This window comes from Actinocorallia sp. A-T 12471, assembly GCF_033875155.1.
Classification (GTDB): domain Bacteria; phylum Actinomycetota; class Actinomycetes; order Streptosporangiales; family Streptosporangiaceae; genus Actinocorallia.
This window is the reverse complement of sequence record NZ_JAWZTE010000008.1, coordinates 178,050-193,727: the sequence shown is the minus strand read 5'-3', so window position 1 is coordinate 193,727 and position 15,678 is coordinate 178,050. Positions and strand designations below refer to the sequence as shown.

The following is a 15,678-nucleotide window of genomic DNA, read 5'->3' as shown; positions in this document are numbered from 1 at the left end:
AGGGGGAGCGGCCGTTCGTGTCCGGTCAGTCGTGGTTCGGACCGCCTCCGCCGCGCTTGCCGGCGCTGACGTAGATCGTCACGGTCGTCCCGGGTTCGGCGCGTCCCGGCGTGACCCGCGCGACGGTTCCGCGCTTGGCGTCCGACCGGATCGGCCGTCCCGCGACCCGCACGTTGAACCCGGCCTCCCGCAGGATCGCCTGCGCCTCCTCGACGGGCTTGCCCTTGACGTCGGGGACGGGGATCTCCTTGACGTCGCCGAAGTCCCTGACGGGCGCCTTGAAGCTGACGACCTCGACGCCGGAGAGCGCCGCGGTCATGGTCCGCTGCCAGACCGGCCCGGGGATCGTCGCGCCGTAGATCCCGGTGACGGGGTGGGCGTGCCCGCCGCGGAAGTCCCAGTACGCGGTGGCGGCGGCGAGGTTCGGGGTGTATCCGGCGAAGACGGCGCAGGAGTAGTTCTCGCAGGTGCCGGTCTTGGCGGCGGCGGGGCGGCCGATGCCGAGGCCGCGCCCGGTGCCCTGGGTGAGGACGCCCTGGAGGATCATCGTGGTGGCGTCGGCGACCTGCTGGTCGATCACCTGGTCGCACTTGGCCTCGGGCAGGGCGACCTTCTTGCCGTCGGGGCCGACCGCGCTGGTGATGACGTTCGGCGCGCAGTACTTGCCGCGCGCGGCGATGCCGGCGTACGCGGCGGCGAGGTGGACCATGTCGATCGGGTTGACGCCCAGGACCTGGGACGGGACCGGCTCGATCGGCTGGCCGTTGGTGCGGACCATGCCGAACTTGGTGGCCATCTCGGTGGCCTCGCAGACGCCGACCTTCTTCTCCAGCATCGCGTAGAAGGTGTTGACCGAGTGCCAGGTGCCGGTCTTCATGTTGAAGCTGCCGGATTCGGAGTCGCTGGCGTTGCCGACGGTCCAGGAGCCGCCGCCGAGGCGTCCGTTCTCGGCCGCCGGGTAGGGGCAGTCGGGGAAGCCGTTGACTGTCGTGCGGGCGGGTGAGGAGAACGACGTCCGGATCGGCAGGCCCTGGTCGAGGGCCTCTATGAGCGTGAAGACCTTGAAGGTCGATCCGGCGTCGACGCCGAAGACGCTGCCGCCGTGGGCCTCGTCGGCGGCGAGGTTGATGGTGGTCTCGCCCTTGCCGGGGCCGTAGCGCTTGCTGTTGGAGATCGCGAGGACCTTGCCGGTGCCGGGCTGGACGACCGCTTCGACGTTGACCTTCCACCCGGTCGGTTCGGTGGCGTACTTGACCGCCTCGTCGGCGGCCTTCTGGACCTTCGGGTCGAGGGTCGTGTGGATCTGGTAGCCGCCGCGCAGGAGCTGCTTGCGCGCCGCCTCGCGCAGCGCCTGCTTCTCCTTGTCGTCCTTCGGCTTGGCGTCGCCCATGAAGATGTTGATCATCTCGTGGTAGACGTAGGTGCAGAAGTACGGGCTCGGGCTCGCCTCGCAGCCGCCCTTGGGCTGGAACTCCTTGAGCTTCAGCGGCTGCTTGGCGGCCTCGGCCGCCTCTTCCTCGGTGATGTAGTTGAGCTGCTTCATCCGCGCCAGGACGGTGTTGCGCCGCTCCAGGGCCTGCTTGGGGTGCAGGGTCGGGTCGAGCGCGAACGGGTTCTTGGTGATCCCGGCGAGGGTCGCGGCCTGGACGAGGGTCAGCTTCGACGCCGTCGTGTTGTAGTAGCGCTTGGCGGCGGCCTGGATGCCGTACGCGCCCGCGCCGAAGTAGGCGATGTTGAGGTAGTCGCGCAGGATGTCGTCCTTCGACATGGTCTGCTCGAGATGCAGGGCCAGGCGCAGTTCGCGGAGTTTGCGGTTGACCGTCGCCTCCGTCGCGGCCTGGTAGCCCTCCTCGGTGTCCGAGTTGTTGACCAGCATGTTCTTGGCGAGCTGCTGGGTCAGGGTCGAGCCGCCCTCGACGGTGCCGCCGTTCGTGGCGTTGCGGGTGAGGGCCCGGATGGTGCCCTTGAGGTCGAGCGCGCCGTGCTCGTAGAAGCGGGCGTCCTCGATCGCGACGATCGCGTTCTTGACGCGGTCGGAGACCTGGTCGAGCAGGACGTTCTCGCGGTACTCGTCGAAGAACGTGGCGAGGACCTTGCCCTTGGCGTCGTAGACGACGGTCTTCTCGGCGGGCGCGCGGGTGATCTCCGCGACGTCCATGCCCATGAAGCCGTCCGCCGCCTCGCGGGCGGTGATGCCGGTTCCGCCGATGCCCGGGAGCGCCACGAGGGCGACGAGCACGCCAGCGGCGGCGCTCGCCGCGAGGAGCTTGAGCAGCGTCACTACTGTCGATTTCCGGGAGTCGGTCGAAGGCAGCACGGGGCTACGGTACCCGGAACGATCGACCATGCTGTCCTATAAGGGGCTTTCAGCTCATCTCGCGCGTCCGTTGCTCAGGAAGACGGTGACGGTGCCGCCCCGGGCGATCTGGGCGGACGGAGACGTGAAGGCCACGGTCCCCTTGGGCAGCTGAGACGTGACGGGTCCGAGGGAGACCGTAGTACGGAATCCCGCCCTGTCGAGCGTGGCCAGCGCCGAGCCCAATGACATTCCACGCGTGTCGGGCAGCGAGACGAGCGGTCTGTCCGCCTTGTGCGCGGCGATCAGGCTCGCCGACCAGATCTCCGCGGGGATGCCCGCGCCGTAGACCCCTGTGACGGGGTAGCGGAACCCGCCCCTGTAGTCCCAGTACGCGACGGCGGAGGCGAGGTTGCGTGAGATCCCCGCGAACACCGCGCAAGAGAAGTTCTCGCAGGTCCCCGTCTTGCCCGCCGCGTACTTGGACGGCTTCTCGATCCCGTTGGCGGTGCCGCGAGGGCCGAGTACTCCGCGCATGATGGTGTACGTCGTGTCGGCGACCCACGGAGAGACCGCCCTGCGGCAGCTCCGGTCGGGCGTGTCGAGTTTGACGGGACGGCCGCCGGGCCCGGTCGCCTCGATGACCGACACGGGAGGGCAGTAGACGCCGTGGTTGGCGATGCCCGCGTACGCGGCGGCGAGGTGGACCATGTCGATCTCGTTGCTGCCGAGCACCTGCGGTGGCACCTCCTGCAGGGGCGTGCCGTCGCCGCGCACCATGCCGAACCGCTGCGCCATCTTCACCGACTTGCAGATCCCGACGGCCTTCTGCAGCTGCGCGAAGTAGGTGTTCACCGACCCCCATGTGCCGGTGCGCATGTTGAACTTGCCCGACTGGCTGTCGTGGGAGTTGCCGACGTGCCACGCGGGCAGCTCGCGGCCCTTGCAGTTGGTGAAGCCGCCGATCGTCATGCTGCCCGGCGAGCGGAACGAGGTACGGACGGGCATGCCGGCGTCGAGCGCGGCGAGCAGCGTGAAGATCTTGAAGGTGGACCCCGCCGAGACGCCGACGCCGCCGCCGTGCGCCGCGTCGGCGGCGAGGCTGAGCGTGGTCTTCGGCTTGTCGGTGCCGAACCGCTTGGAGGTGACGAGCGCCTTGAGCCGTCCGGTGCCGACCTCGACCATCGCCTCGGCGGCGACCCTGTCGGACGTCGTGGAGGCGCGCGAGTCGACCGCGCGCTGGACCGCCTCCTGGGTGCGCGTGTCGAAGCTTGTCCGGATCGTGTAGCCGCCGCGTTGGAGCCGTTCCTCGGCCTCCTTGAACCGCTCGGGCTTGCCCTTGGCGAGGATGCGGATCATCTCGGCGCGTACGTACATGCAGTAGAAGGGCACTTCGCTTGTCGCGCAGCCTCCCTTCGGCCGCGTCGGCGTCAGGCGGATGGCCCGCGACGTCTCACGCCGCTCGTCCGCCGCGCTGATGACGCCGAGTTCCCCCATCCTGGCCAGGACGACGTCGCGCCGCTCCTTGGCCGCCTTCGGATGAAGGAGCGGGTCGTAAGCGAACGGGTTCTTAGTGATGCCCGCGAGGAGGGCGGCTTCGGGAAGGGTCAATGCCGAGGCGGGTTTGCTGAAGTACCTCTGCGCGGCGGCCTGGACGCCGTATGCGCCGGCCCCGAAGTACGCGATGTTGAGGTACCCCTCAAGGATCGAGTCCTTTGACATGGTCTGTTCGAGTTGCAGGGCATAACGCAGTTCGCGCACCTTGCGGATGAATGTGGTGGCCGTCACCCTTTGCCGGTCCCGCTTGGTGCGCGCGTTGGAAAGCAGAAGGTTTTTCGCGTACTGCTGAGTAAGGGTGGATCCGCCCTCTCGGGTCTGTCCCGCCTCGGCGTTGCGCGTGATGGCCCGGAGGACTGCCTTGGCGTCGAGCGCGCCGTGCTCGTAGAAGCGCGAGTCCTCGATGGCGACCATCGCCTGCCGCATGACGGGTGCGACCTGGTCGAGCCGGACGGGGTCGCGGAACTCGTCGAAGAAGGTGACGATCGGGCGGCCGTCGGCGGCGTACACGACGGACTTCTCCGACGGGAAGCGGGTGATCCGCTCGACGTTCATGTTCTTGAAGTCGTCGGCCGCCTTGCGGACGCCCAGGCCCGCCGCGCCCACTCCGGGCACAAGCAGCAGGGCCACAAGGCCGCCCGCGGTGGCGCTCGCCGCGACGAGCCTGCCGAGCACGCCGATCCTGCTTTCCCGATCCCCCGATTCGAGCATGTCGATCAAGGTACCCAAGGAGTCACGCGCTACTCCGGCGCCGATCTGCCTGTGCTGCGGCGATCGCGCACGGCGAACCGTGCACTGTAGCAGTGACTAGTCACCAGGCGAGTCATGGCCCCACTGGGCTATATCGAGAATGGGCCCTCTGGGGTCTGTTGAATCGCCCCTCGCTTCCGTAAGTTTCTCCCCACGGCTTTTGTTTTGGCGGCCTGACGTCCGCGCCCGTCTGGCCAAGGAGCGCACAACTACACAAGACCCTAGGGGAGTGGGGCCAAGATGTGGATCACGGATTGGACCGCCCGTGCCGCCTGCCGTAACGCGGACCCGGACGCCCTGTTCGTTCAGGGCGCGGCTCAGAATCGAGCCAAGCTCATCTGCCGGGGCTGCCCGGTGCGAACAGAGTGCCTGGCCGACGCGCTGGACAACAAGATCGAGTTCGGTGTGTGGGGCGGTATGACCGAGCGGGAACGGCGCGCGCTGCTGCGGCGCAAGCCCGGCGTGACGTCCTGGCGCGAGTTGCTGGAGACGGCCAAGGAAGAGTACGAGCGCACCTCCGACGATTCGGACGAGCTCGTCGCGAGCTGACCTGACAAGAAGACCCGGGTACCTCCCTTGGTACCCGGGTCTTCTTCGTCCTAAATGTCAGATCGCGCCCTGGCCGGATGTGGCCAGCGCCTCGCCCACGACACGCAGCCCGCCGAGGTCGTGGACGTCCTCGGCCTGCGCGGGAACCGTCGTCACCGGGACCGTCGGATTGGCGGCGGCGAAGTGGTCGCGCAGCCGTTCCTGGCGGGCGGCGAGCTGCATCCGTTCGGCGTGCAGCCGCAGCAGCGACGCGGTCAGCGCGTGGTCGCCGCGCTCGGTCAGCATCTCCGCCGCGGCCGCGCTGCGCGCCGCCGACAGCGAGTGCGCCGCCGAGACCGCCATCCGGTTCACCACGAGCCCGGCGAGCGGCATCCGCTCGGAGTTCAGCCGGTCCACGAAGTAGGTGGCCTCGCGCAGCGCGTCGGGCTCCGGCGCGGCGACGACGAGGAACGCGGTGCCCGGCGACTTCAGCAGCTCGTAAGTCTTCTCCGCGCGCTCGCGGAACCCGCCGAAGACCGTGTCGAAGGCGGTGACGAACGTCGAGACGTCCTTCAGCAGCTGCCCGCCGAGCACCTTGGTGACGGCCCCGGTCACCATGCTGAACCCGGCGGTGAACACCTTCATGCCGAGCCGTCCCCCGGCCTTGGCGGGCGCGAGCAGCAGCTTGATGAACCTGCCGTCGAGGAAACGGCCCATCCGCTCGGGCGCGTCGAGGAAGTCGAGCGCGTTCCGCGACGGCGGGGTGTCCACGATGATGAGGTCCCACGCGTGGCTGCGGTGCAGCTGGCCGAGCTTCTCCATCGCCATGTACTCCTGCGTCCCGGAGAACGACGAGGACAGCGACTGGTAGAAGGGGTTGGCGAGGATCTGCTTGGCCCGGTCGGGGTCGGAGTGCGCCTCGATGATCTCGTCGAAGGTGCGCTTCATGTCGAGCATCATCGCGTGCAGCTCGCCGTCGCCGCCGATCCCGCCGATCTTGCGCGGGCTGTTGTCGAGCTCGGACAGCCCGAGTGACTGCGCGAGCCGCCGCGCCGGGTCCACGGTGAGGACGACGACGTCGCGGCCGCGTTCGGCGGCGCGGACGCCGAGGGACGCCGCGGTCGTGGTCTTGCCGACCCCGCCCGCGCCGCAGCACACGATGATGCGGGTGCGCCGGTCGTCTATCAGCGCGTCGATGTCGAGGTTCTTCACGCCGCTCCTTGGTCGCGCAGGGCTTGGGCGAGTTCGTACAGCCCGGCGAGGTCCATGCCGTCGGGCAGGAAGGGCAGGTCGTAGCGCGGCCGGTGCGTGATCCGCGCCTTCTCGCGCTGCTCGAGGCCGGTGCGCTGGGAGTGCTCCGCGGCCTCGGCGGCGAGCGCGGCGGCGAACTCCGCGGCGTGCTGTTCGAGCCCCGACGCCTTCAGCCCGCGCGTGATCTCGTCAAGGTCGAGCTCGCCCTTGCCGGCGGCCTCCAGCGCCTCGGGCGAAAGGATCGCGGGCCGCTCCATGTTGACCATGACGCCGCCGATCCCGATCCCGGACTGGCCGAGGTCGCGGATGCCGTCGAGGGTCTCCTGGACGGGCATCTCCTCAAGGAGCGTGACGAAGTGGACCCGGGTCTGCGGCGACCTGATGACGCTCATGACGAGGTCGCCGTGGTTGCGCACGGGGCCGACTTTGGCCAGATTCGACACCTCGTCGGACACGTTGAGGAACTGGGTGATGCGTCCGGTCGGGGGCGCGTCCATGACGACGGCGTCGTACTTGAACCGCTTGCCCTCCTTGCGCCGCACCGACTCGCTCACCTTGCCCGTGAGGATCACGTCGCGCAGGCCGGGCGCGATGGTGGTGACGAAGTCGATGACGCCGAGCTTGGTGAGCGCCTTGCCGGCGCGGCGGAGGTTGTAGAACATCTCGAGGTACTCGATGAGCGCCTCCTCGGTGTCGATGGCCAGGGCGAAGACCTCTCCGCCGCCGTGCGCCACCGCGACCTTGCGCTCCTCGTACGGCAGCGGGGGCACGTCGAACAGCTGGGCGACGCCCTGTCTGCCCTCGACCTCGACGAGCAGCACCTTCTTGCCGCCGGACGCCAGGGCGAGCGCGAGGGCCGCGGCCACCGTCGTCTTGCCCGTCCCGCCCTTGCCGGTGACGATGTGCAGCCGCACGCCGTCCCAATCGGTGTCTTCAACGCTCACGCCTTCGAGGTTATCGTTCGCCCCCTGAAGATCATCAGTGCGCCGATAAGTAATCCCTGACACGCGGTGGCCGCCTAGGCTGGGAACGGCGACGGACTCTGTCCCGTCTGATATGCACCACGTCTCCCTGGGAGGTGCGCGATGTCAGTACTCATCATCATTCTCGGCGTTCTGATCTTCTTTCTGCTCATCGGAGCGGCGCTGGGGGTGCGCGTCGTCCAGCAGTACGAACTGGGCATCGTGTTCCGCTTCGGCCGCCTGCTCACCGAAAGCGTCCGCAGTCCCGGCCTGACGTTGATCGTCCCGGTCGTTGACCGCCTGCAGAAGGTCAACATGCAGACCATCGCGATGGGCGTGCCGAGCCAGGACGGCATCACCCAGGACAACGTGACGGTGCAGGTCAACGCGGTCGTCTACTTCAGGGTGATCGACCCGAGCAAGGCGATCGTCAACGTCCAGAACTACGTGTACGCCGTCTCCCAGGTCGCCCAGACGTCGCTGCGCTCGGTCATCGGCAAGGCCGAGATGCAGGAGCTGCTGTCGGAGCGCGACAAGATCAACGCGGCGCTGCGCCAGATCATCGAGGAGATGACCGAGGGCCCGTGGGGCGTCCGGATCGAGCGCGTCGAGATCAAGGACGTGTCGCTGCCCGAGGGCATGAAGCGGTCGATGGCCAGGCAGGCCGAGGCCGAGCGTGAGCGTCGCGCGCGGATCATCACCGCCGACGGCGAGTACCAGGCGTCCAAGCGGCTCGCCGCCGCCGCGCACGAGCTGTCCAAGGACCCCGCCTCGCTCCAGCTGCGCCTCCTGCAGACCGTCACCGACGTGGCCGCGGAGAAGAACAGCACGCTGATCATGCCGCTGCCGGTCGAGCTGCTGCGCTTCTTCGACAAGATGGCCCCCGGCGGCGTCGCCGAGCCCACGGCCGCGACGTCCGAGCCGATCGAGGAGCCTCCGGCGCTCGAGGCGGCGATCGAGGGGCTGCCCAAGGTCGAGGAGGCGCCCGCGGTGGACCGCACGCTCGAGGAGCCCGTGCGGCCGCTCGACCGGGAGTGACCTCTACGCTTGGTCCCATGACCAAGTGGGAGTACGCGACAGCACCTCTGCTGATCCACGCGACGAAGCAGATTCTCGACAACTGGGGCGCCGACGGGTGGGAGCTCGTCCAGGTCGTCCCCGGACCCCAGGGCGGCGACACCCTGGTCGCCTACTTCAAGCGGCCGCTGCCGTGAGCGCGGTCGCGGAGCGCCTGCGCGAGCTGGGCCTTGAGCTGCCCGAGGTCGCCAAGCCGCTGGCGGCCTACGTCCCGGCCGTGCGATCCGGGAACTACGTGTACACCTCGGGGCAGCTCCCCCTGGTCAAGGGCGAGCTGCCCGAGACGGGGAAGGTCGGCGCGGCGGTGTCGCCCGAGCGTGCCGCCGAGCTCGCCGCCACCTGCGCGCTGAACGCGGTGGCCGCCCTCGCCTCCCAGGTGAACCTCGACGACGTCGTCCGCATCGTCAAGGTCGTCGGGTTCGTGGCAAGCGCGCCGGAGTTCACCGGGCAGCCCGCGGTCGTCAACGGGGCCAGTGAGCTGCTCGGCAAGCTCTTCGGCGACGCGGGCGTGCACGCGCGCAGCGCCGTCGGCGTCGCGGTGCTGCCGCTCGACGCGCCGGTCGAGGTGGAGCTGATCGCCGAAGTCAGGTAACGCTTGACTTATCGGTTGTACAGCGCACAGATTGTCCGGCATGAACGGACTTGAACTTCCCGCCGAGTTCCTGGAGCGGATCCGGGACCTGGAGTCCGGGCGCGCCGTGCCCCCGGTCCCGAAGCACGCGGCCACCGTGCTGCTGCTGCGGGACCGGGACGGACTCGAGGTCTTCCTGCTCAGGCGGGTCTCCTCGATGGCGTTCGCGCCGGGGGCGTACGTCTTCCCCGGCGGCGGCGTCGACGCCCGGGACGCCGAGTACGCGCAGCCGGGCACCGACTTCACCGCGTGGGGCGAGGTGTTCGGCGCGGACGAGGGCACCGCGCGCGCCCTGGTGTGCGCGGCGGTCCGGGAGACGTTCGAGGAGGCGCACGTCCTGCTCGCGGGGCAGTCCCCGGAGAAGATCGTGGAGGACACGACGCCGTTCGAGGCCGACCGCCTCGCCCTGCTCGACCGCACCCACTCCCTCGCGGGATTCCTCGACGCCCACGGCCTCGTTCTGCGCGCCGACCTTCTGCGGCCCTGGGGGCACTGGATTACGCCCGTCATAGAGAGCCGCAGGTACGACACCCGCTTCTTCGTCGCGGCCCTGCCGGAGGGACAGCGGGCCCTTGACGTCAGCACTGAGGCCGACAGGGTCGCCTGGGTCCGGCCCGCCGACGCGCTGGAGCAGGTGGGCAGGGGCGAGATGTTCATGCTCCCCCCGACCATCGCCATGCTGACGAGCCTGACGACCTACGGGAGCGTCGCCGAGGTGCTCGCCGCTGACCACAGGTTCGCGGTGCACCAACCCGACGCGAAGATCATCGACGGCGTTCCGTATCTTGTCCTTCCAGACGAGGCTTCGCACCAATATGGGGCGTGATGGGTATTTCGCTGGGTGAGATCAAGGCGATCCGCAAGTTCCTGTCCGAGCCCTCGGCGGCCGCGGCGATGCTCGGGTCGCGCGGAGGGCTCTTCGGCCGGCTGAACGCGCGCGGGCTGCCCGAGACCGTCATCGGCGGCACCGAGCGCGCGGCCGCCGTCCTGGCCGTCAACCCGTCACCGATGACGCTCACCGGCACCAACACCTGGATTCTCGCCGAACCAGGGGCGAACCGCGCGGTCGTGGTCGATCCCGGACCGAACGACGGAAAGCACCTGCGGGCGGTGCTCGCGGAGGTCAGGGCGCGCGGCCTCGAGGTCGGGCAGATCCTGCTGACGCACGGCCACCACGACCACGCCGCGGGGGCCAAGAAGTTCTCCCGTATGACCAAGGCACCCGTGCGCGCGCTGGACCCCACGCACAGGCACGGGGGAGAGGGCCTCGCCGAGGGCGACGTCATCGAGGTCGGCGGCCTTGAGCTGCACGTGTGGGGCACGCCGGGGCACACCCACGACTCCCTGTCGTTCTGGCTGCCCGCGGAGGGGTCGGTCCTCACCGGGGACACCGTGCTCGGCTACGGCACCACGATCGTCTCCGACCTCGGCGACTACCTCGACTCGCTCCAGCGGATGCACGACCACGCCGCCGAGCACGGGATCGACCGGATCCTGCCCGGCCACGGACCCGTCCTTGAGGACCCGGCCAAGACCGTCGCGGCCTATCTCGGGCACCGCAGGGCCCGCCTTGAGCAGGTCAGGAGCGCGCTTGAGGCAGGGGCGACGACGGCCCGCGAGGTCGTCGAGACCGTCTACGCGGACGTGGACCGTAAGCTGTGGCCCGCCGCCGAGTGGTCGGTCCAGGCCCAGATGGACTACCTCGCGTCCGGCCGCTGAACCTGGGCAGGGCGCGGCCGGACGGCTACTTCGACCGCTTGCGCAGCCGCTCGATGTCGAGGATGACCACCGCGCGGGCCTCGATCCGCAGCCAGCCGCGCGCCGCGAAGTCCGCGAGCGCCTTGTTGACGGTCTCGCGCGACGCCCCAACGAGCTGCGCCAGCTCCTCCTGGGTGAGGTCGTGGTGCACGTGCAGGCCGTTGTCCGTCGGCTGGCCGAACCGCTCGGCGAGGTCGAGCAGGGCCTTGGCGACGCGGCCCGGCACGTCGGTGAAGACCAGGTCGGCCATCACCTCGTTGGTGCGCCGCAGCCGCTCCGACAGGGCCTGCAGCAGGGCGATCCCGACCTCCGGGTGGGCGGTCAGGAACGGGCGCAGCTCGTCGTGGCCGAGCCCGGCCAGCCGGCACTCGGTCACCGCGATCGCGCCTGCCGTGCGCGGCCGGGGATCGAACAGCGACAGCTCGCCGAACATCTCGCCGGGGCCGAGCACGCTCAGCAGGTTCTCGCGGCCGTCGGGGGCCATGCGGGTGAGCTTGATCTTGCCGTCGAGCACGACGTAGAGCCGGTCGCCGGTGTCCCCTTCGTGGAAGAGGCTCTGGCCCCTGGCCAGGCGGACCTCGCTGACGTGGGCGCGCAGCGCCTTCGCGCCGGCGTCGTCGAGCGCCTGGAACAGCGGAGCCTTACTGAGTACTTCGATATCGCGGTCCGACACGCCTTCTCCTCCCGAACACGCACTTGTATGCCCAGTGTGACGCACCTCGCACCGAGCGGGTGAACGTGGGGTCTTGGCGCGTCCGAGTCCTGACTTTACCGATCCATTGGGCTCTCGCATCAGCCGGTGTCCCGGGCAACAGCTTACTCTCAGGTAACTTCAGTAAACGTCGCGTACGTACCTTTTGTCGCTGGCGAGTTTCTTTACATAGCGTTCGGCGGCCTCCGGGCTGAGCCCTCCGTGCAGGGCGGCTATCCCGCGAAGGGTCGCGTCGACGTCCTTGGCCATGCGCCGGGCGTCGCCGCAGACGTAGAAGTGCGCGCCCTCCTCGAGCCACTCCCAGAGCTTCGCGCCGTGCTCGCGCATCCTGTCCTGCACGTAGACCTTGGCCCGCTGGTCGCGGGAGAACGCGAGGTCGAGGCGGGTGAGGAAGCCGCTGCCGTGCCACGCCTTGAGGTGTTCGCGGTGGTAGAAGTCGGTCGCCGCGCGCTGTTCGCCGAAGAACAGCCAGTTCCGTCCCCGTGCGCCGCGCGCTGCGCGCTCGTCGAGGAAGCCGAGGAAGGGCGCGACGCCGGTGCCCGGGCCGACCATGATCATCGGGGTGTTCGGGTCGGCGGGCGGGCGGAAGTGCGGGGAGCGCTGGACGGCGACGGCGACCTCGGTGCCCGCGGGGGCGTCGGCGAGGTAGGTGGACGCGACGCCCTTCCTGATCCTGCCTCCCGGGTTCTCAAAACGGACGACCGAGACCGTCAGCCTGATCTCGTCGGGGCTCGCGGCCGGGCTTGAGGAGATCGAGTAGCTGCGCGGGGCCAGCGGCCGCAGGATCTCCGCCCACTCCTCCGCCGACGCCTCCACGGGGAACTCCGCGACCACGTCGACCGCCTGACGGCCCCACGACCACCTGGCGAGCTCGTGCTCGTTGCCCGGCCGCAGGAGCTTCTTAAGCAACCTGTCGCCCGTACGGTCGCACAGGAAGCGCAGGAGGGAGGGGGTGATCCTCGTGAGGTCGCGCGAGGCGAGATCCATCTCGTCGGGCAGCCGGGCCGCCTTACGCCACTCCTCAACGAGGTCAGGGCAGTTCTCCGGGCGGATCGTGAGGGCGTCTCCCGCCTCGTAGACAAGGTCGGTGCCGGAGATGTCGAAGGTGAACTCGCGGACCTCCTTGGCGGCTCCGGGGAGGCTCAGGAGACGGTTTCCGACGAGCCTGGCCTTCGCGGGGGCGGGTTTGCTCGCGGGCTTGGCGGCCTCGCTGGGCGGGGCGGGCGCGTCGCCGGGGGCGAGGGCCGTGACGACCTGGTCGAGCCAGCGGGTCGCGGAGGGCGCGAAGTCGGGCTCGCAGTCGACGCGCGGGGCGATCCGGACCGCGCCGAGCTCGTCAAGGCGGGCGTCGACGCGGCGTCCGTGGCCGCAGAAGTCGTCGTAGTTCGAGTCGCCGAAGGCAAGGACCGAGTAGCGGACGCCGTCGAGGCGCGGGGCCTGCGCGGAGGCGAGGGAGTCCCAGAAGCCCGAGCCGTTGTCGGGAGCGTCGCCGTCGCCGAACGTGCTGGTGATCAGCAGCACCTCGGACGCCTCGCGCAGCGCCTCGGGCGTGGTGTCGTCCATGTTGACCAGGGGGGCGCTCCATCCGGCCCCGGCCAGCCGACGGGCGACGTCGGCGGCGAACTCCTCGGCGTTGCCGGTCTGCGACGCCCACAGGACGAGGACGGTCCGCGCGGGCGCGGAGGGCCCGGGGACGGCCCCGTCACGGCTGTACAGGCCCGCGAGCATGCCGTTGATCCACATGGCCTCGTCGGCCGTCAGGGGAGCGCCGGAGGGCAGCACGGGGACCTCGCCGGGGGCGGGCGGCGAGGTCTTCAGCGCGGCGAGGAAACCGGCGAGGTAGCGGCGGCCCGGCGCGTCCAGGACGGGCGGCGGCGGGAGCTCGCCGCCGAGAATGTCAGAGGCGGTCGCTACGGTCGGTTGCGGCTTGAGTTCGCCGGGTGCCGGGAGCTCGGCGGGCGGCGCCTCCACGCGGGCGGGGGCGGCGACCGGGGTCAGCGCGACCGCGCAGACCTTGAACTCGGGCTGGAAGGACAGCGGGTCCACCGCGTCGCTGGTGACGGCGTTGACGCTGAGGTACTCGCCGAACAGGTCGTTCCAGTGGAAGGGGGCGAAGCAGCAGCCGGGCAGCACCCGGTCGGTCACCACGGCGGGCAGCACCGCGCGGCCGCGCCGGGAGGCCACCTCGATCTCGTCGCCGTCCGCGACCCCCAGGGCGGCGGCGTCGGACGGGTGGATCTCCACGAACGGGCCGGGGTTGAGCTTGTTGAGCTTGGCGACCTTGCCGGTCTTGGTGAGCGTGTGCCACTGGTGCTGCAGGCGGCCGGTGTTGAGGGTGAACGGGTAGTCGTCGTCGGGGAGTTCGGCCGGGTCGAGGTGCGGGCGGGGGTAGAAGACCGCCTTGCCGCTCGGCGTGGGGAAGGAGAGGGTTCCGGTGGAGAGGTAGCGGACGGGATTGCGGTCGTCGCCCTGCGGGTCGGCTGCGGGCCACTGCACGGGGGTGCGCCTCAGCCTGGCGTAGGTGACGCCGCGCAGATCCCACTCGGTCACGGGGTTGTGGAAGCGTTTCAGCTCCTCGAAGACCTCTTCGGCGCTGCCGTAGGTGAAGGCGTCGGCGAAGCCCATCTCGCACGCGACGCGCGCGATGATCTGCCAGTCCGGCAGGGCCTGGCCGGGCGGCTCGACGGCCTTGGCCGCGAGGGTGAGGTTGCGCTCGGAGTTGACCATCACCCCGTCGCCCTCGGTCCACAGGGCCGCGGGCAGTACGAGGTCGGCGTAGGCGTTGGTCTCGGTGTCGGCGAACGCGTCCTGCGCGACGACGAACTCGGCGGCCTCGAGCCCGGCGATGACCGTCCTGCGGTTGGCCACCGACGCGACGGGGTTCGTGCAGATGATCCAGCACGCCCTGATCGCGCCCTCGGCCATGCGCTGGAACATCTCGACGGTGCCCTTGCCGACGTCGGTGCGCAGCGTGCCCTCGGGCAGGCCCCACACGTCCTCGGTGAAGGCGCGGTCGGCGGGGGAGACCACCGAGCGCTGTCCGGGCAGTCCTGGGCCCATGTAGCCCATCTCGCGGCCGCCCATGGCGTTCGGCTGGCCGGTGAGGGAGAACGGGCCGCTGCCAGGGCGGCACAGCGCGCCCGTCGCCAGGTGCAGGTTCACCAGCGCGTTGGTGTTCCATGTGCCGTGCGTGGACTGGTTGAGCCCCATCGTCCAGCACGACATCCAGTTCGGCGCGCCCGCGATCAGCGCGGCGGCCTCCCGGATGTCGGCCTCGGCCAGGCCGGTGAGCGACGCGACGGTCGCCGGGTCGTAGTCGGCGAGGAACGCGGGCATCGCGTCCCAGCCCTCGGTGTGCGCGGCGATGAACTCCGGGTCAGTCGCGTCCGCCTCGACCAGCAGGTGCAGCAGGCCGTTCAGCAGCGCGAGGTCGGCCCCCGGCTTGATCTGGAGGAAGAGGTCGGCCTTGGCGGCGGTCGCGGTGCGCCTGGGGTCGACCACGATCAGCTTCGCGCCCTGCTTCACCCGCTCCATCATCCGCAGATAGAGGATCGGGTGGCAGTCGGCCATGTTCGAGCCGATCACCAGGAACAGGTCGGCGTGCTCGAAGTCGGTGTAGGAGCCGGGCGGGCCGTCCGCACCGAGCGACAGCTTGTATCCGGTGCCCGCGCTTGCCATGCACAGCCGCGAGTTCGACTCGATCTGGTTGGTCCGCACGAACCCCTTGGCCAGCTTGTTCACCAGATACTGCGCCTCAAGGGACATCTGGCCGGAGACGTAGAACGCGAGCGCGTCCGGGCCGTGCTCGTCAAGGATCGCGCGGAGGCGGCGCGCGGTCTCGGTGATCGCCGCGTCGGCGTCCGTCGGGCGCGGGCCGCCGTCGGTGTGCCGCAGGGCCGTGGTGAGGCGGCCCGGCGCGGCGAGCATGTCGGCGGTGGTGGCCCCCTTGGTGCACAGGCGGCCGAAGTTGGCGGGGTGCGCCTTGTCCCCGGACGCCTTGACGACCTTGCCGTCGGCGATCTCCAGGACGAGGCCGCAGCCCACGCCGCAGTAGGCACAGACCGTCTTCACGCTGCGAGAACTCACCAGCAAACGGTAAGAAGCCCTCGTTACCGTAATGTCACACAGCCCGGTAACGCCGGGTTACGTCCGCCAC

12 protein-coding genes are annotated in these 15,678 nt (G+C 69.9%); 6 read left to right on the top strand and 6 right to left on the bottom strand.

Annotated elements, in window-relative coordinates; all coding sequences use genetic code 11:
• Positions 1-25: 25 nt before the first annotated feature.
• Together R9X44_RS22675 and R9X44_RS22670 are read right to left on the bottom strand one after the other, a co-directional pair.
• Positions 26-2,317 carry a transglycosylase domain-containing protein gene (locus R9X44_RS22675; RefSeq protein ID WP_319816262.1) on the bottom strand — a complete coding sequence of 764 codons (2,292 nt, stop codon included), beginning with the start codon at positions 2,315-2,317 and terminating at the stop codon, positions 26-28.
• 54 nt (positions 2,318-2,371) lie between these two features.
• A complete protein-coding gene (locus R9X44_RS22670) occupies positions 2,372-4,564 on the bottom strand; it encodes a transglycosylase domain-containing protein (RefSeq protein WP_319816261.1) in 2,193 nt (730 codons plus the stop codon).
• A 279-nt stretch (positions 4,565-4,843) separates the two neighbouring features.
• Here R9X44_RS22670 and R9X44_RS22665 point away from each other — a divergent pair, with 279 nt between their 5' ends.
• Positions 4,844-5,152, top strand: a complete 309-nt coding sequence (locus R9X44_RS22665; RefSeq protein WP_123669798.1) for a WhiB family transcriptional regulator — start codon at positions 4,844-4,846, stop codon at positions 5,150-5,152.
• A 57-nt stretch (positions 5,153-5,209) separates the two neighbouring features.
• Here the strand turns inward: R9X44_RS22665 and R9X44_RS22660 are convergent, their stop codons facing one another.
• Together R9X44_RS22660 and R9X44_RS22655 are read right to left on the bottom strand one after the other, a co-directional pair.
• Positions 5,210-6,343 carry an ArsA family ATPase gene (locus tag R9X44_RS22660; protein WP_319816260.1) on the bottom strand — a complete coding sequence of 378 codons (1,134 nt, stop codon included), beginning with the start codon at positions 6,341-6,343 and terminating at the stop codon, positions 5,210-5,212.
• Positions 6,340-7,326 carry an ArsA-related P-loop ATPase gene (locus R9X44_RS22655; protein ID WP_319816259.1) on the bottom strand — a complete coding sequence of 329 codons (987 nt, stop codon included), beginning with the start codon at positions 7,324-7,326 and terminating at the stop codon, positions 6,340-6,342. Before R9X44_RS22655 ends, R9X44_RS22660 begins: the two co-directional genes overlap by 4 nt.
• Positions 7,327-7,467: 141 nt before the next feature.
• On the opposite strand from R9X44_RS22655, the gene R9X44_RS22650 reads away from it, so the two are divergent.
• From R9X44_RS22650 to R9X44_RS22630, 5 genes are read left to right on the top strand one after another with little or no spacing between them, the layout of a single operon-like run.
• Positions 7,468-8,382, top strand: a complete 915-nt coding sequence (locus tag R9X44_RS22650) for a slipin family protein (RefSeq protein WP_319816258.1) — start codon at positions 7,468-7,470, stop codon at positions 8,380-8,382.
• Between the two features lie 17 nt (positions 8,383-8,399).
• Entirely contained in the window at positions 8,400-8,558 is a 159-nt protein-coding gene (locus R9X44_RS22645; protein ID WP_319816257.1) for a DUF4177 domain-containing protein, read from the top strand.
• On the top strand, positions 8,555-9,013 hold the full coding sequence (locus tag R9X44_RS22640) for a RidA family protein (protein ID WP_319816256.1): 459 nt from the start codon (positions 8,555-8,557) through the stop codon (positions 9,011-9,013). The genes R9X44_RS22645 and R9X44_RS22640 overlap by 4 nt, the downstream gene beginning before the upstream one ends.
• A 40-nt stretch (positions 9,014-9,053) precedes the next feature.
• Positions 9,054-9,878, top strand: coding sequence for an NUDIX hydrolase (locus R9X44_RS22635; RefSeq protein WP_319816255.1), 825 nt, complete (start codon positions 9,054-9,056; stop codon positions 9,876-9,878).
• The gene (locus R9X44_RS22630) at positions 9,878-10,771 is read left to right on the top strand and encodes an MBL fold metallo-hydrolase (protein ID WP_413774972.1); all 894 of its coding nucleotides are present in this window, start codon (positions 9,878-9,880) and stop codon (positions 10,769-10,771) included. The genes R9X44_RS22635 and R9X44_RS22630 overlap by 1 nt, the downstream gene beginning before the upstream one ends.
• Before the next feature lie 25 nt (positions 10,772-10,796).
• Here R9X44_RS22630 and R9X44_RS22625 read toward each other — a convergent pair whose 3' ends face one another.
• Both R9X44_RS22625 and R9X44_RS22620 read right to left on the bottom strand, forming a co-directional pair.
• A complete protein-coding gene (locus tag R9X44_RS22625) occupies positions 10,797-11,483 on the bottom strand; it encodes a Crp/Fnr family transcriptional regulator (RefSeq protein WP_319816254.1) in 687 nt (228 codons plus the stop codon).
• Positions 11,484-11,642: 159 nt separating this feature from the next.
• The gene (locus R9X44_RS22620) at positions 11,643-15,608 is read right to left on the bottom strand and encodes a bifunctional nitrate reductase/sulfite reductase flavoprotein subunit alpha (protein ID WP_319816253.1); all 3,966 of its coding nucleotides are present in this window, start codon (positions 15,606-15,608) and stop codon (positions 11,643-11,645) included.
• Positions 15,609-15,678 lie beyond the last annotated feature (70 nt).